Source organism: Lutibacter flavus (assembly GCF_900188355.1).
Lineage (GTDB): Bacteria > Bacteroidota > Bacteroidia > Flavobacteriales > Flavobacteriaceae > Lutibacter > Lutibacter flavus.
Genome location: NZ_FZNX01000005.1, coordinates 1 through 20,477 on the forward strand (window position 1 = coordinate 1; position 20,477 = coordinate 20,477).

13 protein-coding genes are annotated in these 20,477 nt (G+C 30.5%); 12 read left to right on the forward strand and 1 reads right to left on the reverse strand.

From position 1 onward, the window contains the following. From CHB63_RS13210 to CHB63_RS13250, 9 genes are all read left to right on the forward strand, one after another. A partial coding sequence (locus CHB63_RS13210) for a LamG-like jellyroll fold domain-containing protein (protein ID WP_141107315.1) occupies nt 1-5,884 on the forward strand: 5,884 nt, incomplete at its 5' end. An 87-nt stretch (nt 5,885-5,971) separates the two neighbouring features. Next, nucleotides 5,972-6,166, forward strand: coding sequence for a hypothetical protein (locus CHB63_RS13215; protein WP_089378966.1), 195 nt, complete (start codon nt 5,972-5,974; stop codon nt 6,164-6,166). 113 nt (nt 6,167-6,279) lie between these two features. After that, on the forward strand, nt 6,280-6,657 hold the full coding sequence (locus tag CHB63_RS13220; protein ID WP_089378967.1) for a hypothetical protein: 378 nt from the start codon (nt 6,280-6,282) through the stop codon (nt 6,655-6,657). 67 nt (nt 6,658-6,724) lie between these two features. Then, nucleotides 6,725-9,028: a PAS domain-containing hybrid sensor histidine kinase/response regulator gene (locus tag CHB63_RS13225; protein WP_089378968.1), complete on the forward strand. Its 2,304-nt coding sequence runs from the start codon at nt 6,725-6,727 to the stop codon at nt 9,026-9,028. Then, nucleotides 9,021-9,389 carry a response regulator transcription factor gene (locus tag CHB63_RS13230; RefSeq protein WP_089379301.1) on the forward strand — a complete coding sequence of 123 codons (369 nt, stop codon included), beginning with the start codon at nt 9,021-9,023 and terminating at the stop codon, nt 9,387-9,389. Before CHB63_RS13225 ends, CHB63_RS13230 begins: the two co-directional genes overlap by 8 nt. 20 nt (nt 9,390-9,409) lie before the next feature. Then, on the forward strand, nt 9,410-10,504 hold the full coding sequence (locus tag CHB63_RS13235; RefSeq protein ID WP_089378969.1) for a HEAT repeat domain-containing protein: 1,095 nt from the start codon (nt 9,410-9,412) through the stop codon (nt 10,502-10,504). 2 nt (nt 10,505-10,506) lie between these two features. Beyond that, nucleotides 10,507-11,937 (forward strand): glycosyltransferase family 2 protein, encoded by a 1,431-nt coding sequence (locus tag CHB63_RS13240; RefSeq protein ID WP_089378970.1) that lies wholly within the window; start codon nt 10,507-10,509, stop codon nt 11,935-11,937. Nucleotides 11,938-11,965: 28 nt separating this feature from the next. Next, entirely contained in the window at nt 11,966-14,392 is a 2,427-nt protein-coding gene (locus tag CHB63_RS13245) for an LTA synthase family protein (RefSeq protein WP_089378971.1), read from the forward strand. 1 nt (nt 14,393) lies between these two features. Further along, the gene (locus CHB63_RS13250; RefSeq protein WP_089378972.1) at nt 14,394-15,656 is read left to right on the forward strand and encodes a YaiO family outer membrane beta-barrel protein; all 1,263 of its coding nucleotides are present in this window, start codon (nt 14,394-14,396) and stop codon (nt 15,654-15,656) included. A gap of 13 nt (nt 15,657-15,669) precedes the next feature. Here the strand turns inward: CHB63_RS13250 and CHB63_RS13255 are convergent, their stop codons facing one another. Continuing rightward, a complete protein-coding gene (locus CHB63_RS13255) occupies nt 15,670-16,980 on the reverse strand; it encodes a dipeptidase (protein WP_089378973.1) in 1,311 nt (436 codons plus the stop codon). Between the two features lie 83 nt (nt 16,981-17,063). Here CHB63_RS13255 and CHB63_RS13260 point away from each other — a divergent pair, with 83 nt between their 5' ends. The 3 genes from CHB63_RS13260 (at nt 17,064) to CHB63_RS13270 (ending at nt 20,473) form a co-directional block, all read left to right on the forward strand. Then, complete coding sequence (locus CHB63_RS13260) at nt 17,064-17,534, forward strand: CYTH domain-containing protein (protein ID WP_089378974.1); 471 nt, start codon at nt 17,064-17,066, stop codon at nt 17,532-17,534. Between the two features lie 36 nt (nt 17,535-17,570). Continuing rightward, entirely contained in the window at nt 17,571-19,391 is a 1,821-nt protein-coding gene (locus CHB63_RS13265) for a cation:proton antiporter (protein WP_089378975.1), read from the forward strand. A gap of 89 nt (nt 19,392-19,480) precedes the next feature. Beyond that, complete coding sequence (locus CHB63_RS13270) at nt 19,481-20,473, forward strand: Gfo/Idh/MocA family protein (RefSeq protein ID WP_089378976.1); 993 nt, start codon at nt 19,481-19,483, stop codon at nt 20,471-20,473. Nucleotides 20,474-20,477: the final 4 nt, after the last annotated feature.

Genomic DNA, 20,477 nt, shown 5'->3' on the forward strand with positions numbered 1-20,477 from the left:
AGAAGTGATTACCAGAACCTATTCAGTAACGGATACGAGTCTAAATACTATCAATGTAACACAAACGATTACTGTTGAAGATACCACAGATCCAACGGCATCTGATCCTATAGCTGTTGTTGTAGAATGTACTGCTGATATTCCTGTTGTCAATATCAATGATGTTATTGATGAAGCTGACAACTGTGCTGGTGTAATTACTGTCGCTCACGTTGGAGATGTGTCGGATGGGAACTTCAATCCAGAAGTGATTACCAGAACCTATTCAGTAACGGATACGAGTCTAAATACTATCAATGTAACACAAACAATTACTGTTGAAGATACAACAGCTCCAGTTCTTTCTGGGCTTCCACCAGATCAGTTAAATATTCCTATGGATGTTGGAGTTTGTGGAGCTATAGCCACCTATACAGATCCAACAGTAACAGATAACTGTGATGGATCTGTAAGTGTAATTAGGACAGATTCAACGGGATTGAACAGTGGAGATCTATTTCCAGCAGGAACTACAATAATAAGTTATAGTGCTATGGATGATAGTACTAATGTAAGTACTCATAGTTTCACAGTTACTGTAAATGCAGATGCAGAAGCACCAATAATAAATGCTACAGGAGATGTAACAACAACTACTAGCGCAGATGGTACTGGAAATTGCAATGTTTCTGTAGCTATAGCAGATGCTACCTTTGGAGATAATTGCACAGGAAGTTCTATAGCTTGGGTTATGTCGGGTGATGTAACTGATAGTGGGTCTGGTCAGGTTGGTACTTATAATTTCCCAATAGGAATTACAACAATAACTTATACAGTAACTGATGGAGCAATGCTAACAGCTGCAGATGTTATGACAGTAACTGTAGCAGATGATGAAGATCCAACGATAAGCTGTCCAAGTGATCAAAATGTAAATTTTGCTGCTAATTGTCAGTTTGAAATTCCGGATTATACCGCTTTAGCCAATGGTTCAGATAACTGTGATAGTAGTTTAACAATTACTCAAGTTCCTGTCGCAGGAACATTAATTTCTGGAACCACTACCATAACTTTAACAGCAACAGATAATTTTAATTTAACAAGTTCATGCTCCTTTCAGGTTATTCCTACAGACAGTATTCCGCCAACAGCAATCTGTATGGATTATACAGCCGTTTTAGGTCCAGGCGGTACAGTAAATATTAATGCATTAGATTTAAATGACGGTTCGGCAGATAATTGTGGTATTGCCAATATGACGGTGTCTCCCAATTCATTTAATTGTGGAGATGTAGGAACAAATACTGTAACATTTACTGTTTATGATGATGAAGGTAACAGTGATAGTTGTATAGCAACAGTAACTGTTGAGGACAATACTCCACCAATTATGTTGTGCAATAACTTTGTTGTTGTTATTGATCCACTTACGCGAATTGCAACTATAAAAGCTTCAGATGTTGATAATGGATCTAATGATGTTTGCGGTATAGCCTCTTTAACCGTTAATCCTTCCACATTTGGAGAGAATCCTTCAGGAGATGGAAGTGAATATACGACTACCACAACATTAACAGCCATAGATAATAATGGAAATGAAAATACTTGTGTAGTAAATATTACTGTAGAACCGCCAGTAAATCTTTTCACTTATTTAATAGGAGAAATTATAGACCCTATACCAACTAACCCATTTCCACCAAGCGCTCTTATAGAAGCAACAGCTTGCCCTGGAGGTTTATATGAGCCAAAAGACGTTCAATTTACATTAGAAGCTATTGGGACTTATAATTTACAAGCTTCGGATGTGGTGCACTGGGAGTATTCAAATAATAATGGTGAAACATGGACGGTAATTAATAATACACAAGGTTTGTTAACGTATACTTTAGTGGATATTACTAGTAATACTTTTGTGCGTCTCAGTATCAGAGATGCCGATGATAATTCCATTATTAAATCATCTGCAACTGCTTTTGTAAGGTTCTTACCACCAGATGAGCCTCCAATAATTATTAGCTATACTGATCTGGATATTTGCTTAGATGAATCTGTGACCGTAATTGCCGAAAGTTTTTTCGATCGACCTGAAGGACAATTTGGTGAAGGAGGTAAATTCAATTATGCGCAACCTGATGGCTGGCGTGTAGATGGTAAAGATGGTGAATTTCCAGCAAGTGGTAATAATAAGGAAGAACCTACATGGAAAGAAACCAATTCAAACGATAATCCCAATACAACATTTAGTGGCATTAACTACGATACATCAGACAATACCAAATTTGCAATAGCCCATGCGGTTGAAGTGAATCAGTCAACCACATTAGAAACGCCTGTGTTTAGTACTGTAGGTATGACGGCAAGTGAGGCTATTATGAGTTTCTATCAGGGTTATTATTTTTGTGGTGGCGGATTTGGAACTATTGAATTATCCTTTGATTCGGGTAACACCTATTCGGTAACTCTAAATACCGTGCAAGGAGATGTTTTAACTTCGGGGAATACATCAGGCGTTCAGGCTTTTAAAAATGGTAACTGTAATAAATCACAGTACGCTGTAGCTGACCCATTTCAGTACGCATCATTAGATTTAGGGCCTTATGTTGGACTATCTGGTTTACGTGTTAAATTCACATTTAATGCTGGGCCTGGTGGAGGAACTTGTGATAATGTGATTTTTCCTAGCCATTCATCAAACAACTGCAGCCCTCAAGCTCTTGATGTGGGTAGTGGTTGGGCTATTGATGATGTTGGGTTTGCATTCTCTCAAGTAGATGATGAATTAGAATGGACAGATGAAGAAGGTACAGTAATAGCAATTGGAACTACTGCAACGGTAACTCCAGTTACACCAGGAATTAGAAGATATGGAGTAACTAACTTAATTAATGGTTGTAGAACAGATAATGATTCAGGAACAAATTTTATTGATATAAGTACTAGTTTAGCTTATGCAGGTGAAGATTATTTACCAATTTCAGGAAATTGTGGAGAATCATCTTTACAATTAAACGCATACGACAATACAAAAAAAGCTATTGAAAATTATAACAAAGGTGCTTGGAAAAACAATCTTTATGTTGTTCCTGCAAGTGCTAGTGAAGATTTTGATGGGACAGGTGTAACAGGACAATGGTCAATTGTAAGTTCTGCCTTAACCTCCACATGTGGTAGTTCGGCTACTTTTTCTAGTGATACAGATCCAGATGCTATTTTTACAGGAAATCCTGGTAATTATAAATTAAAATGGACACTTTCTAACGGCTGTTCTGATGAAATTGATGTTAAAATTACCGATTGTAATAGTCTTGATTTTGATGGTGTTAACGATTTTGTCACCTTCAAGAATAATTATAATTTAAACAGTGCTTTTAGTATTGAAACTTGGATAAAACCAAACTCTGTAACTGGAACAAAAACAATTTTTTCTAGAAAAGATATCGATGACAACTCTAGTGGCTACCAATTAAGCATTGTGAATGGTCAAGTTAGGTTTAATTGGTATTATAGCGCTGGTTCAGGCTCTCTTACATCTGCTAGTAATTTAATTACTGTAAATAGATGGTATCATGTGGCAGTTACATTTGATGGCTCAACATATAAACTTTATGTAGATGGTATAGAATTAGGACTTGTCAATAATAATAACCCACCTAGTTTAACATCAAATAATATAGAAGCTATTTTAGGAGCCATGGATCAAGGTTCTTCAGGAAATCCCGTAAATTATTATCATGGTTGGGTTGATGAATTGAAGATTTGGAATAAGGCACTATCAGTGGAGCATATAAGACAAATGATGAATCAAGAAATTGATGAATTAGGTGCAGATGTTGGAGGGGTTCAAATTCCTACTAAAATTTACGGTCCGGATAGTGATAATAATGGTACTGAAGATAATTTATTGTTGTGGAGTAATTTAGATGCTTATTATCATATGAATATTATTTGTGGTGATTTAGCACCATACAAAAAAGGTGTAGGTGGTAGGCTTAGAAATATGACTACTGGTCAGGAACAAACAGCTCCTATTCCATATACAACCAGAGCAAATCAAGATTGGGATACTGATAATACATGGACAAATTTTAATGTTTGGGACATACCTAATAGTAGTGGAATTAATAATACTCCTATAGATTGGAATATTGTAAAAGTTTCACATAATATTAATTCAATTATTAATGATATAACACTATTAGGTCTAATAGTAGATTCTGGAAAAGAACTCACTATTACAGGTGCCGGAGCACAAGATGAAACAAATTTAGGACATGGTCTTTGGGTAACTCATTATTTAAAACTTAATGGATTTATAGATCTAGTTGGGGAATCTCAATTAATACAAAAAAAGTATGGGGATTATGATGTTAATGATTATTTTATTACTAATCAGTTTGTTGAGAGTGTAGTAGATGATGTTAGTAGTGGTTATATTGAAAGAGATCAACAAGGATTAGGAAATCTTTACAGATATAATGATTGGTCCTCTCCAGTAGGAATTATTGGTCAGCCACAAACAACAGAATATGCCGTTAAGGATGTTTTAAGAGATGGATTTGATTCTTCAAATCCAAAAACAATTACATTTATTGGGGGTAATAATGGAGTAAATTCTTCACCAATTCAAATTGCAGAACGTTGGATTTATGGTAACGATAATGAAAATAGTTGGGTAAGTTTAAAAAGTACTGGTACTATGTCACCAGCGGAAGGCTTCTCTATGAAAGGTACACATCCTCCAATAACTGCCCTTTACGATAAACAAAATTTTGTATTTGTTGGAAAACCTCATAATGGAGATGTTGAATTACCTCTATCTACTGGAAGTTGGTATTTAACAGGGAATCCTTATCCAAGTGCATTAGATGCCTTTCAGTTTATAGATGATAATGTAGGTGTAATTGATGGGACAATAGAAATTTGGGATGATTGGGAGGACAATACTCATGGCTATAATGAAGCACATGCTGGTTATGCACTGTTAACCAAAAGTGGAGGAATACCCGCTACTAATTACAATAATCCGAGTGAAAGTGGCGGAAAAACACCTGGGAGGTATATTGCTGTTGCTCAAGGATTTGGTGTTACGGGAGTAGGATCTGCCGGTTCAAAAATAAAATTTAGGAATACCCAACGTAAATTTGTTCGTGAAAATAGTTCTGCATCTGTATTTTTTAAATCGAGAAGTGCAAAACAACAAAATACAATAAATTCAATATTAGATACAAGGTTAAAAATAAGAATTGGTTTTAAAACTGAAACTAATTTTAACAGACAAATTTTACTTACTATTGATGATAATGCAACTGATGGTGTAGATTATGGATATGATGCTATTAATAATAATATTTATCCAAATGATTTATATTGGATTATTGATAATAATAAGTTGGTTATACAGGCAGTTAAAAATTTACCAATTGAAAGAGTTGTTCCAATTGGTATAAGTGTTAATGGCGGTATACCAATTAAAATAAAGGTAGATGCAATTGAAAATCCATACCCGAATATGGAAATATATGTAAGAGATAATAGCACAATGGAAACATTGGATATAATGAATGGAGAATTTGAAATTACTCTGGAAGATGGAGAGTATATAGATAAGTATTCAATAGTTTTTCAAGCAAAACCTGAAATTCCAGTTGAGATTGAAGAAATATATAATGATGTTAGTGTATTTGTAGCTGAAAACAGTTCAACATTTCTTGTTAGAAAGCCTGATGATTTACGAATACATAATATTTCATTATATAATGTAGTAGGACAAAAAATAAAGGTTTGGAAATCAAATTTAATTGAGAATGAGATTCAGCTACCAATTGAAGAAAGTACAGGAGTTTATATAGTTTTAATTTCAACGAATGAGGGTAAAATATCAAAGAAAATAATAATCAAATAAATAGTTGAGGATTAAGGTAGTTCATAGGGCTAATACTTTTTAATAACTTGAATAAGTAGAATTATTGAAAAATTTGCAAGAAAAAGCATGAAAAGAAAAGTTACATATCTATTAATTATAATTACCTTATTGGTAATGGGTATTAGCTATTCTCAGAGTAAAAACAATCCGTTACCAAAACCAGGGGGTGATCCTCATCCAGAATTTCCAATAGACGTAGGAATTTCATTCTTATTTATTATGGGTACTGTTTTTGGTGTATATAAATTAAAGAAAAAATAAATACTTTTTATAATTAGCGTCAAATAATATTTTAAGGTTCCAATCTTAATTGCATTTTGTTAATTTAAAATGTACCTTGTTCGCTACAAATTATTTCAAAAACCCTCAAGTAAATGAACAAATTAAGATTTTTAAAGAGATATTTTTTTTATGAATATTTTATGCTTTTAGTGTGTGCAAGTATGTTATATAGTTGTAAAGTTTACCAAGATCCTATATCATTAAATGAGGCCGCTAATAATACTTCGAGCAATGTTTTTAAAGTGACAATGTTAAATGGCGATGAGTATATTTACGATAACATTGAAGTTAATAATAACAATTATTTTGGTATTAATAAAAAACCAAATGAAATTGTCGAAACTCCACTTATAAAAAATGAAATTAAATCAATTCAAGAAAAAAATAGAAAATCTTCTAGTCTTTCCAACTTAATTGGGGTTGGAGTAGGAATTGGTTCGGTTGTTTTAGCAATTTTAATGATGCAATAATTATTTGTGCTTTAAATAATTAATTAAATAGCTTTTAGGTTTGAAAAAAAATCAGAATTTTAATAATATGGAATCAGCTGATTTATTACTAAATGATGTAAATTTAATAGTAATTTCTATTGATGAGAATGGAAGCATAAATTACGTTTCAACTGCTACGGAGAAAATTATTGGATATAAGCCTAAATCACTTTTAGGAGAACAATGGTGGAAAAAGACATTTTTATATGAAGAAGAGGGTGAGTTGTTTAAGCATAAAGTGTGTAAAATTATTTCTAAAGAAATTGAAATCTCAAATAAACCTTACGACAGAAAGTTGCAATGTAAGGATGGAAGTGTAAAATGGATTGAATGGAGAGATTCACTTTCTGGAAATAATACTTTTGTTTCAGTTGGTGTGGATATTACTGAATGGAAAATGACTGAAGAAATTAAAACTCAATCAGACGCCATTTTAAATAGTATCACCTCTATGGTATTCGTTAGTGAAAAAAATGGAAATATAATTTATGCAAATCCAGCTGTTCAAGAAATACTTGGGTATTCTGTAGAAGAAATTTTAGGGGATAAATGGTGGGAATTAACCTATGATAATCGAGATGAAGCTCTAAAAGTTAAAGAAGCCACTTATAATTATGTTTACAATTATGTAAAAGGATTTTTAGATATTTTTAAAAGAAAAATTAAAACAAAAAACGGTGATTATAAATGGATTGAGTGGCAAATTTCTAAAGGTATTAATGACACGTATATTTCAATTGGTACAGACATTACGAGTAGAATAGCATCAGAGATTGAATTAAAGAAAGCTAAGGAAACTGCAGAGAAATCGTTAAAAGTAAAAAATGACTTTTTAGCTAATATGAGTCATGAAATAAGAACGCCCCTAAATGCTGTAATTGGTTTTACTGATTTGCTTTTAGAATCAGAATTAAAATCAGATCAAAGAAATCATTTAGAAACAATGCGAAATTCTGGCGAAATTTTACTTTCGTTAATTAATAATGTTCTGGATCTTTCTAAATTGGAATCTGATAAATTGGAAATTGAAGATATAGAATTCAATCTTCATAAAAATCTGTTTGAGGTTGTAAATCTCATGAAACTAAAGGCTGAAGAAAAGGGGATAACTTTAGATTTGGTGATTGAAGAAAACCTACCTATGCAGGTTATAGGAGATCCAACTAGATTAGGACAAATTATGCTGAATCTTATTGGAAATGCTGTAAAATTTACAAATGAAGGTTCTGTAGTTGTTAGGGTTAAAGTAGTTAAAAAAACAGCGAAAATTTCAAATATTCATATTGAGATTAAAGATACAGGCATTGGAATAGTCTCCAATAAAATAAACACTGTTTTTGGAGTTTTTACTCAGGCCAAAAGTGATACTTCTAGAATTTATGGAGGGACTGGTTTGGGACTTGCCATTGTTAAAAAATTAGTGAAACTTTTAAAAGGTGAAATTCAAGTTGAAAGTAAATTTGGTGTAGGAAGTGTGTTTACATTAATTTTACCTTTAAAAAAGGGGGGAGAAATGGCAAAAGAAGAAGAGCTACAAATATCAACTTCTACGAGCCAGAAATTAGGGTTGAATATTTTGTTGGTGGAAGACAATAAAACAAATCAACTTTTAGCAAAAACTAGATTGGAAAGGTGGGATTGTAACGTTGATATAGCAAATAATGGGATTGAAGGAGTTAAAAAAATTCAAAAAAAATTATATGATATTGTATTAATGGATATTCAAATGCCAGTAATGGATGGATATGAAGCAACTAAAATTATTAAAAATGATATTTCCAAAAAAGCAGCAGCTATTCCAATAATTGCGATGACCGCATATACTTCGAAGAATGATATTAAAAGAGCTCTTGATGTTGGTATGAATGACTATATTTTTAAACCTTTTAAAACAGAAGAACTTTATGCTTTATTAAAAAAATATGGAAAACCAGATAAAGAACAAAGCATTAACGAAGTTGAGGAGTTAACAATAAAACCCAAAATTGAGCAAGTAAGATCAAATATTGATTTAAAATTTTTAAGAGAAGAAACACTTAATGAAACTTCAATATTAAAGTTGTTGATTGAATTATTTCTTAAAGATTTAGATGAGTTTATAGGAATAGTAGATTTAGAATTAGTAAATAAAAACTGGAGTGAACTTTACAAGGCAACTCATAAAATTAAGCCAAGTATTGCCATGTTCGGAATTTCAAAATTTGAACCAATAATTCATGTTTTAATGAATATTTTTAGAGAAGAGAAAAATTTAGAAGATGTTGAGGGGTTAATTATAAAAAGTAAAGTTATTATTGCAAATGTTAAAAATGAATTATTAACTGAATTAAAGTTATTAAATGATGAGTGATATAGAAAAGATTGTATTAGCGGAAGACAATTCTACACTTTCACTACTATTGAAGTTTAGATTGGAAAAGGAAGGTTATAAATTGCTAACCGCAGAAGATGGAAAAAAAGCAATTGAGCAAATAGAAGAACATAAACCAGATTTAATTTTAACGGATATAATGATGCCTTTTATAAGTGGATTAGAGGTAATTAGCCATGTTAGAAACAAGTTAGATATGCAAATTCCTATTATTGTTTTTTCATCAGCTGGACAAGAAGAAATTGTTCTAAAAGCATTTAATTTGGGAGCCAATGATTTTATGAGTAAGCCATTTAGTCCTAATGAATTAGTGATACGCATAAAGAGACTTCTGCAATAATTTTTAATATTCACTATATTATGAATGAATTTGAGTATCTAATCGATAATTTTAAGCAATTACCTGTTTTAATAAAAATTGTTTGGATACTTAGTGGAATTTTAGGTGTAATCATAATTAATTTGGTGATATACCTTAAATATTTAAGAGGTTATTTGAGAAATAAAGAAAAAATATTTGCAAAATTTCAATCAGAATATGAAGGTGAATTGATAAACTACCTATATGCAAGCGAAGAAGAAGACGCTACCAAATTAAAGATTGTAAAAAAAATGAAAACTTGTATAAAAGACAAGTTTAAAAGAAAAATATTTTTAACGGTACTTTCAAAATTAAAGAATGATATTTCTGGTGAAATGGCTGATTCTATTCAGCATCTTTATGTTGAATCAGGTCTAATTGATTATTCATTAGCAAAACTTAAAAGTAGTAAATGGGATGTTAAAGCAGTTGGAATTAAGGAACTTGCGTTGTTTGAAATTACAAATGTTTATAGTGAAATAAGTAAATATAAAGATTACCCTAAACAAGAGGTGAGAAATGAGGTACAGTTGTATTTTGTTAATTTATTTCAGTTTAAAGGCTTGGATTTTCTTAACGATTTAATAACTCCTATTTCAGAATGGAATCAAATTCAATTATTAGAAATATTACAAAAGTTTGACGATCAACAAATAACCGATATTTCTCCTTGGTTAAAATCAGAAAATAAGTCAGTAGTTATGTTTGCTTTAAAATTGGCAAAAATTTACAACCAGTTTCAAGTAATAAATATTTTGTTAGAGTTACTTGCTCATGAAAACAAAGATATTAGAGTTGAAGCAATTAAAGTGTTAAGTTATTTTCAAGCTAATGAGGCAAAACAAATTTTAAAAAACAACTTTATAAATAGTAGTATTGATGAACAAATTGCATTTTTCAATATGTTAGAAGGGATTGTTGAAACTAGTGATGAAGATTTTATTCTTGAAAATGTGTCTCATGAAAATTTTGAAATTAAAACGTTAGCATTAAAATTATTAAAATTTATTAATACGGATAGATTTAATTCCTTAAGTCTGGTGGCATCAGATGTAGAAAGTAAAGCGATTTTTAACTACTTAGAAGATAATTAGTTATGGATAGTAGTACTGTAAAAATTATTCTTTTAACAATCCATTATTTGTTTTTTATATATGCTTTTACTGTAATTGCGTCCTATATATTTTTAGCTGTTATTTCTGCCATTGAATCAATTCAATATATTAAAAAAAATAGCTTCGTAAATTATAATGAAATACTGGCATCTACGGTTTCACCATCAATATCAATTATTGCTCCTGCTTATAATGAAAGTTTAAATATTATAGAAAATGTTCGTTCATTACTATCAAGTCATTATGTTAACTACGATGTTATTATTGTAAATGACGGAAGTAAAGACAATAGTTTAGAGCTTTTAATTGAAGCCTACGACTTGGTTGAGGTAAATTACTTAATAAATGAGCAGCTAAAAACTAAACCATTGCGTGAAGGGATTTTTAAATCTACAAATCCTGCATTTGAAAAATTAATAGTTGTTGATAAAGAAAATGGAGGAAAAGCAGATGCTTTAAATTTCGGTATAAATATTAGCAAAAGCAAGTATGTAGCTTGTATAGATGTAGATTGTTTGTTATTGGAAGATTCTCTTCAAAAAATGATAAAACCTTTTTTAGAAGTAACAGATGAAAAGGTTATAGCATCAGGAGGAGTTATAAGGATTGCAAATTCCTGTATAATTAAAGAAGGTAAATTACTAGATGTTAATGTTCCAAAAAAATTAATTGAAGTTGCCCAAATATTAGAATATTTGAGATCGTTTTTATTGGGAAGAATGGCTTGGAGCAGATTAAATGGGTTATTGGTAATTTCTGGAGCATTTGGTATGTTCGATAAGAAGATTGCTATAGAAGTAGGAGGATATGATACAAACACTGTTGGTGAGGACATGGAAATTATTGTGCGAATGCGAGGGTATATGGAAGAAAAGAAAGTTAAATATAAAGTAGCATATATTCCAGATCCCTTATGTTGGACAGAAGCCCCGGATAATTATAAAATTTTAATTTCTCAAAGAAATAGATGGACTCGAGGAACAATTGAAACATTGAGAAAACATAGAAAAATTGGATTCAATCCAAAATATAATTTGTTTGGAATGTTAAGTTATCCATATTGGTTTTTTTTCGAAAGATTAGCTCCAATAATAGAAGTAGTAGGTATTTTATATTTTCTTATTTTAATTGCACTTAAAAATGTTAGATGGGAATATGCTTTGGCATTTTTTATATTAGCTTATTTATTTTCAGTTATGTTTACAATTATTGCAATTTTTTCAGAAGAATTAACATTTCATCAATATAAAAAAAAGGGTACTGGATTTAAATTATTGCTAGTTACACTTTTGGAACCATTTATTTTACATCCGTTTATATTGTATGCGGCTTTAAGAGGTAACTTTGATTATTATTTTAATAAGAAAAAAAAGTGGGGAGAAATGACTAGAAAAGGTTTATCAAAGAAATAAAAACTTAAATAAACAGATTATAATTTATATGAAACTAAAATTATCAAAGGAACATTTTCAAAAGTATTTTTATTTAATAATTGCTTTAATTGTTACATTTTGGATAATTAGCATATTTGAATTTTATTTAACATTTTCAAACGGTGTAAAAACTCCAAATTACTTTCCTACAATAGCATTTAAATTCCTCAATGATTTTTGGACTGGTTTATTAATAGGGTTACTATTGTTCCCAATATTCTTTTTAATTTCATTGATAAGTGAAAAATTTGCAAAAGGGTTTACTAGTATATTATTAATTTTTGTAATTTTAATTCAGGTTGGATTGGTAAAATACAGTCTTACAACTTTGTTAAATTTAGGTGCGGATATTTTAGGATATTCATTTGATGATGCTTCAATGACTGTATCTTCCTCTGAATCAATGTCCTTTTTGTATTTTTTACCTTTTATAGGGATTTCATTCGTTTTATTTGGACTAAATTATGTTTTTTACAAGTTTGTGAATGGAAAGCAAATGCTTGCAATTTCTGTTATTTCAGTCTTGCTTTTTGGAAGTATAAAATTGGTAAATTCAGATTCTGCGGATGATAATTATCAAAATAAGATTTATTATTTAGCAACTGATGTTATAAGGTTTAAATTCGAACAGAATAGTGCTAATTCTTATAATTTAAGTGGTAGGAGCGATTACCCATTTTTAAAACCATTTAAGGAATCAAAAGATGTACTAGGTTCTTTTTTTAATATCCAAGAGGAAAAACCAAATATAGTAATAATTATGGTTGAAGGGCTTGGGAGTGAATTTGTAGCAGGAAATGATTATAGTGGATTCACTCCATTTATAGATTCTTTAATTCCAGAATCTTTGTATTGGGAAAACTTTGTAAGCACAACAGGAAGAACTTTTGGTATTGTTCCATCCTTATTGGGTTCTTTGCCTTTTGGAGAAAAAGGATTTTTAGAAATAACCCAGTCTCCTTCACATACATCATTAATTAGTATTTTAAAAGCTAACGGTTATACGACATCATTTTATGCAGGACACCAAACTAGTTTTGATAGGGTAATTAATTTTTTAGAGTATAATGGCATTGACAATGTTATTGATGAAAATAAATTTGGAGCTGAATATGAAAAAACCAAAGCTAACTCTGAAGGATATTCATGGGGATATCCAGATGCTGAAATATATAAAAAAGCATTGTCAACATTAGATGGTAAAAAATTACCAAGATTGGATATTGTAATGACTCTTTCGAACCATGAACCATTTATTTTTCCATTAAAAGATAACTATATAGCAAAAGTTGATAGTATTTTAAATTCTAATAGAAATTTTGGGAAACCAAAGGAAGACTTCAAATTAAATTCAGATATTTTTGCTAGCCTTTTGTATACAGATAATTCTCTTGCAGATTTTATGCATTCTTATAGTTTAAGAGAAGAATATAATAACACTATATTTATTATAACAGGAGATCATCGATTAATACCTATAACGCAAAAGGATAAATTGTGTAGATTTCATGTGCCTTTTTTAATTTATAGTCCACTCCTTAAAAAAGCAGAAAAATTTAAGTCAATATCATCTCATTGGGATGTAACACCTAGTTTGCTTTCTTTTTTAATGAATAATTACAAGTTTAATAAATTGGTAGAAACAGCTTGGATGAGTCAAGGGATTGATACGGCAAAAAGCTTCAGAAATATTCATAAAATACCAATTATGAGGTATAAAGGAAATATTAATGATTACATATATAAAGATTATTTATACTCTGATGGTGATTTATATAAGATTGATGAAAATTTTGGGACTGTCAAGGTTAAAGAAGATAAATTATTAAAAATTATTTCGGATTCTTTAAAAGAGTTTAAAAGAATAAATTCTTACATAACTAAAAGTAATAAGATATTTCCAGACTCGCTTAATATTTATATACAACCAAGAATGAAATTTTCAAAAGAAGAACTCTTAACAATAGATAAATTGGTTAAAGGGTTAAATTTTGATCAAACTTTTTCACTTGCCAGAGAATTGGCTTTTAATAAAAAGTATATAACAGTTAGATTGCTTTGTGATTATATTTTAAATGAAATTCCATATCATGCAGATGCGAGAACCTTAAAAGGAAGAACATTTGCTTGGGAACAGAACTATGAGAAAGCGGAAATCGAATTGTTAAATGTAATAAAAAGATCACCTTATTATGATGATGGTTACTTAGCGCTTTTAGATTTATATTGGTGGTCTAATCAAGATGAAAAATCAATAAATATTACAAAACAGGCAATTGAAAATGGTATAATTAATAGCGATATTAGTTTTAAATTAGCAAAGGCTTATCAAAGATTAAATAATTTAGAGGAATCTAAAATGATAATGGATAGTATTTCTAGAATACATCCAGAAAATGTTGATTATAAATCGTTTAAACAATCCCTTGAATAAAATGATAAAATTCACAGTTAAAATATTTTTGATAGTTACTTTTCTATTGAATACTCAAATTTATTCTCAGCAAAAAGTGTTTACGGGTAACCCAGATACAGCTTTTGAAGTTGCAAGGAAGTTGGCTTTTGATGGAAACCGAAAGCAGGCCCAAGATTCTCTTTTATTAATATTAACTAAATATCCAAATTACCATGATATCCGTTCTTTTTTGGCAAGTACGTATTCTTGGGATGGAGAATACAAGGTGGCTAAAAAGGAGTTTTCATATGTTTTAGATAAAGATCCAGACAGGAAAAGTACTTGGATTGCAGCTATTAATAATGAATTATGGTCCGAATCCCCTTTTAATGCATTGAAATTATCAAATGAAGCTTTAAAACATTTCCCTAATAATGAAGAAATATTATTAGTGAAAGCAAAGGCAGAAAGAAATTCACAATATCCGGAAGAGTCATTAAAAACGATACAATCTATTTTAAAAAAGAATCCAAATAATGAAGAAGCGATTGCATATGAAAAGAATTTAAAACAATCACTTAGATTTAATGCAATTGGTGTAAGTTCCTCAGTTGATTTGTATTCGGAAGTTTTTGACCCGATGCAGTATCATACATTAAAATATAGCAGGTTAACAAAATATGGAAGTATTATAGCAAAAGTAAATTTTAATAGAAGATTTCAGGACAATGGAGCGCAATTTGAAGTTGATTTATATCCGAAAATAACAAAAGGTTTGTATGCTTATTTAAATGTTGGTTTTTCGAACTCTTACTTGTATCCAAATGTAAGGTTTGGTGCCGAATTACATAAGTCGCTGCCGCATAGCTTTGAAGCATCTCTTGGAATTAGAACTTTAAAATATAGTTCAACCACAAATATTTATACAGGTTCTATAGGTTGGTATTCAGGTAATAGTTATTTGTCTTTTAGACCCTATATTACTCCTGGAGATTCGGGTGATAGTAAGTCGGGAACGTTAAACTACCGTAAATATAAAAGTGATGCTGACAATTATTTTAGTATTTTAATAGGTATGGGTTATTCACCTGAATTAGATCGATTTAATTTTGAAGGTAATGAAGATGAAATTATTAAGTTAGAATCACAAAAATTAAATATTGGATATCACTTTACCTCTTCTAGCAAACAAAACGCCTGGGGAACACAATTTGGAGTTACACATCAAGAAATAAGTTTTAATCCAGGGAATTTCTTTTGGATTTATTCATTATCACTTTCTTGGGAACTTAAATTTAAATAAAATTATTATAAGTTTATTTCCCTTGAATTTCTTGAGCAACTTTTTCAACTTCATCTAAAACTCTTAATAAATTTCCGCTCCAAAGTTTTTCAATTTGTTCTTCACTATAGCCGCGTTTAACCAATTCAACAGTTACATTTAATGTTTCTGAAGCATCATTCCAGCCATAAACACCGCCACCACCATCAAAATCAGAACTAATTCCAACATGTTCTATGCCAATTTTTTCAACTAAATAATCTATATGATCTACAAAATCTGATACGTTAACAGGATCCCCATTAACACTGGCTTCGTCCATTTTAGGTTTGGAAAGTCCTCTAATTTTAATATATTTTTCAATGTACGCATCCTGATCCTCCTTTTTCATCTTTCGAACTTCTCCCCAAGATAGAATCTCAAAACCTTCTATAGCAGCAATTTCATTTAAAATAACTTTAGTTAGCTCTCCAAATTTTTTGTTTTTCTCTGTATTTACATAAGCACTAAAGGCCACTGTTTGAACAACTCCTCCGTTGTTTTTTAACCATCCTAACTGTTCATCATCTAAATTTCTACTATGATTGCATAGCGCTCTTGCAGAAGAATGTGAGGCAATTATTGGTGCTTTAGAAAGCTCAATCATGTCTCTCATTGCCTCTTTTGAGGGATGAGAAACATCAATCATTATTCCCCATTTGTTCATTTCAGCTAAAACTTCTTTTCCTAAATCACTTACGCCATTGTGTAACCAAATATCATTTTCTTCACCAGTATTAGAATCACATAATTGACTATGTCCGTTATGTGATAAAGACATATATCTTGCACCTAAATCGTAAAATTCTTTAACTCTACTAACATCTGTACCAATTGGATAGCCATTTTCAATCCCTATCATGGCAACTTTTTTACCTATTTTATTAATGGTTCTGGCTTCTTCTGAAGTTACAGCTAATTCAATTTCATTTGGTGCAATTTCTTCTGTTAATTTATGAATTGCCTTAAATTTTGATATCGCCTGGTCATAAGCATCATCAAAGCCTTCTTGCGTTAAATCACCTTGTCCTGTATAAACAATAAACCAGGAGACATCCAAGTCGCCTTTTTTCATTTTGGGTAAATTTACTTGATTATCAAGTTCTTGCGTGTAATTTATGCTGTCAGTAAAGTTTTTTATGTTAATATCATTATGAGTATCTAATGTTAAAACTCGTTTATGTATTTCAGTAGCTTTTGCTAGTAATTCAGCATTAGTTAAATTTGTTTCAATGGATTTTTCAGATGCATTTTCACAAGCAACAAACACAATTAATACAATAAAAAGATATTTTAAATTTTTCATAAAGTTTGAGTATAGAATAGGATTAAAATTACAAAACTTAATCAAAAGATTTATAGTAAATTTGAAAATCATGAATAATAGTTATGAATATAGAAATTGAACGAAAATTTTTAGTAATCGGAGATTTTAAAAAAAAAGCTATTGAAAGCTTTAGGATTGCTCAAGGTTTTTTATCTACAGTTCCAGAACGCACAGTTCGTATACGAATTAAAGATGAGAAAGGTTTTATAACTGTAAAAGGTATTGGAAATGAATCTGGGACCACCAGATTTGAATGGGAAAAAGAAATTTCATTAATAGATGCTGAAAATTTATTAAAACTCTGTGAACCCACTATAATTGAAAAAATTCGATATATAATTCCTTCAGAAAATGATTTGTTTTTTGAAGTTGATGAATTTTTGGGTAAAAATGAAGGTCTTTTAATTGCGGAAATTGAATTGCCTTCCGAGGATTTTAAATTTGCTAAACCAGATTGGTTAGGTGATGAGGTTACTGGTCAAAAAAAATATTATAATTCAATGATAGCCAAAAAGCCATTTTGTAATTGGTAAATAATTGTTATATTCAAATTCAATAAAAAGAACTAAATGTTAGAATTAGCAGGAATCATAATATTAGGAATTTTAGCACAATGGGTTGCATGGAGATTTAAAATTCCTGCAATTTTACCTTTAATTTTAATTGGATTGTTAGTAGGGCCAATTGCTGCCGAGTTTTTATCGGAAGATGGTTCGAAATGGATTGAACCAGTTTGGAATGGTAAAAATGGATTGTTTCCTGGGGACGGATTGTATTATTTTGTTTCACTAGCAATTAGTATTATACTGTTTGAAGGTGGTTTAACACTAAAAAGAAGTGAAATTAAATCAGTTGGACCTGTTATTACCAAATTAATTACATTGGGTTCGGCTATTACATTTTTTGGCGCAGGTCTTACTACACATTACGTATTTAATTTGAGTTGGGAATTGTCGTTTTTATTTGCTGCATTAATAATTGTAACGGGTCCAACAGTAATAACACCTATACTTAGAAACATTCCGTTAAAAAAGAATGTATCGGCAGTTTTAAAATGGGAAGGAATATTAATTGATCCAATTGGAGCATTGGTTGCGGTATTGGTTTTTGAATTTATAAGTGTTGGAGGAGGAAGTGGATTTACTAAAACAGCACTAATTGAATTTGGGAAAATCCTTTTATTTGGAACTACCTTTGGTTTTACATTTGCACATGCGCTGGCTTTTGCTATCAACAAAAACATGATTCCACATTATTTATTAAATGTAGTTTCACTTTCAACAGTATTATTAGTTTTTGTTGAATCTGAAGTTTTTGCACATGAATCTGGCTTATTAGCAGTAGTTGTTATGGGAATGGTTTTAGGAAATAACAAACTAGAGAATATAAAAGAACTCTTATATTTTAAAGAATCTTTAAGCGTGCTACTTATTTCAATCCTATTTATTTTGTTGTCAGCCAATATAAATATTGAAGATATGATGTTGTTGTATAATTGGAAAACGGCAATATTGTTTGGTATCGTTATTTTTGTTATTAGACCATTGGCGGTGTTTTTAAGTACCACAGGCTCAAAACTAAAAACGAACGAAAAAATATTTATAAGTTGGGTAGGTCCACGTGGTATTGTCGCTGCGGGTATTGCTTCTTTATTTGGAAGTAAGTTGCTAAAATCTGGAGTAGAAGGAGCTGAATATATTACTCCTTTGGTATTTATGATTGTGCTTGGGACAGTTCTTTTAAATGCAACCACAGCCAGATTATTTGCAAAATTAGTAGGTGTGTTTCTTAAAACTTCCAATGGAATTATAATAATTGGAGCATCAAATTTTGCGAGATTAATTGCAACATACCTTAAAAAGAATAATAGAAGAGTAGTATTAATAGATAACAATCCAGATAATATAAATAAAGCCAAAAACTTAGGGCTTGAAGCTATTCATGGAAATATTTATTCTGATGAATTACTGGAGGATGTGGAATTAAATGATATTGGTTATTTATTAGCATTAACTGGTGGAGCAGCTATAAATGAATATGCAATAGAAAAGTTTTCTTCAATTTTTGGAGAAAATGGAGCATTTAGAATTATTTCTACTGATGAGATGAAAGAAGGTAATTTAGCCCCAAATCAAAAATTGTTTACTCATAAAGATGATTTCTTAAATTTGAGTGAAATTGTGAGGGATTTTCCTTTAGTAAATGAAGTTGAAGTTAATTCTAACAAACATTATCAAGAATTATTGAAGGAAATTAACGATGAACAACAGGCAATACCAATGTTTTTGAAAGACAATAAAGGGGTTATTCATATCATTTCATCTCTAGATGAATCAATTGAAATTCAAAAAGGCAATCTGCTAATTTATATTGGAAAAACAATTATATAAATAGTTAACCAATTTCTAAAATATATTGAAAACGCTATGTGAAACTATCAAATCTTTGTATTTTTAGCTTTCAAAGATGATAAATATAGATGGCCAAAGGAAATAAAAATTTTAAAGAAATACGCTGGGGAATTATTGGTTGTGGAGATGTAACTGAAATTAAAAGCGGTCCACCTTATTACAAAATAGCTGGTTTTTCATTAGCGGCTGTAATGAGACGTGATGAAGTGAAAGCGAAAGATTTCGCAAAAAGGCATCAGGTAAATAAATACTATACCAATGCAGATGATTTAATAAATGATGATGAAGTAGATGCTGTTTATATTGCAACCCCGCCAGATACTCATAAATTGTATGGATTAAGAGTCGCAGTAGCTCAGAAACCTTGTTGCATTGAAAAACCATTAGCTCCAAATTATAACGATAGTTTAGAGATTTTAAAGGCTTTTGAAAAAACAAATACGCCATTATTTGTGGCTTATTATCGACGTACGCAACCTAGATTTAATCAAATAAAAAATTGGATTGATGAAGGTGCAATAGGTGATATTAGACATGTTAATTGGCATTTAAACAAAACTACAAGTGAACAAGATATTTCAAAAGGATACAACTGGAGAACTGATAAGTTGGTTGCGCCTGGTGGTTATTTTGATGACTTGGCAAGTCACGGAATTGATTTGTTTGCTTATTATTTAGGAAAAATTAGTGAAGCAAAAGGAATAAGTTTAAATCAGCAAGGGTTGTACTATGCAAAAGATGCAATTACTGCTTGCTGGGTTCATAATAATGGTGTTACTGGTTCTGGAAGTTGGAATTTTGGTTGCAGTTCCAACGATGATAAAGTTGGAATTTATGGAAGCAAAGGAACTATTAAATTTTCGATTTATGATAATGTTCCAATAGTTTTAGAAAGTACATCTAGAAATGAAAATATAATGATTGAGCATCCTGAAAACGTTCAATATTTTCATGTGGAAGCAATGAGAGATTATTTTTCTGAAGGAAAAAAACATCCTTCAATGGGGAAATCGGCATTGCATACCAGTTGGGTAATGGATAAAATTTTAGGGGCTATTTAATTAT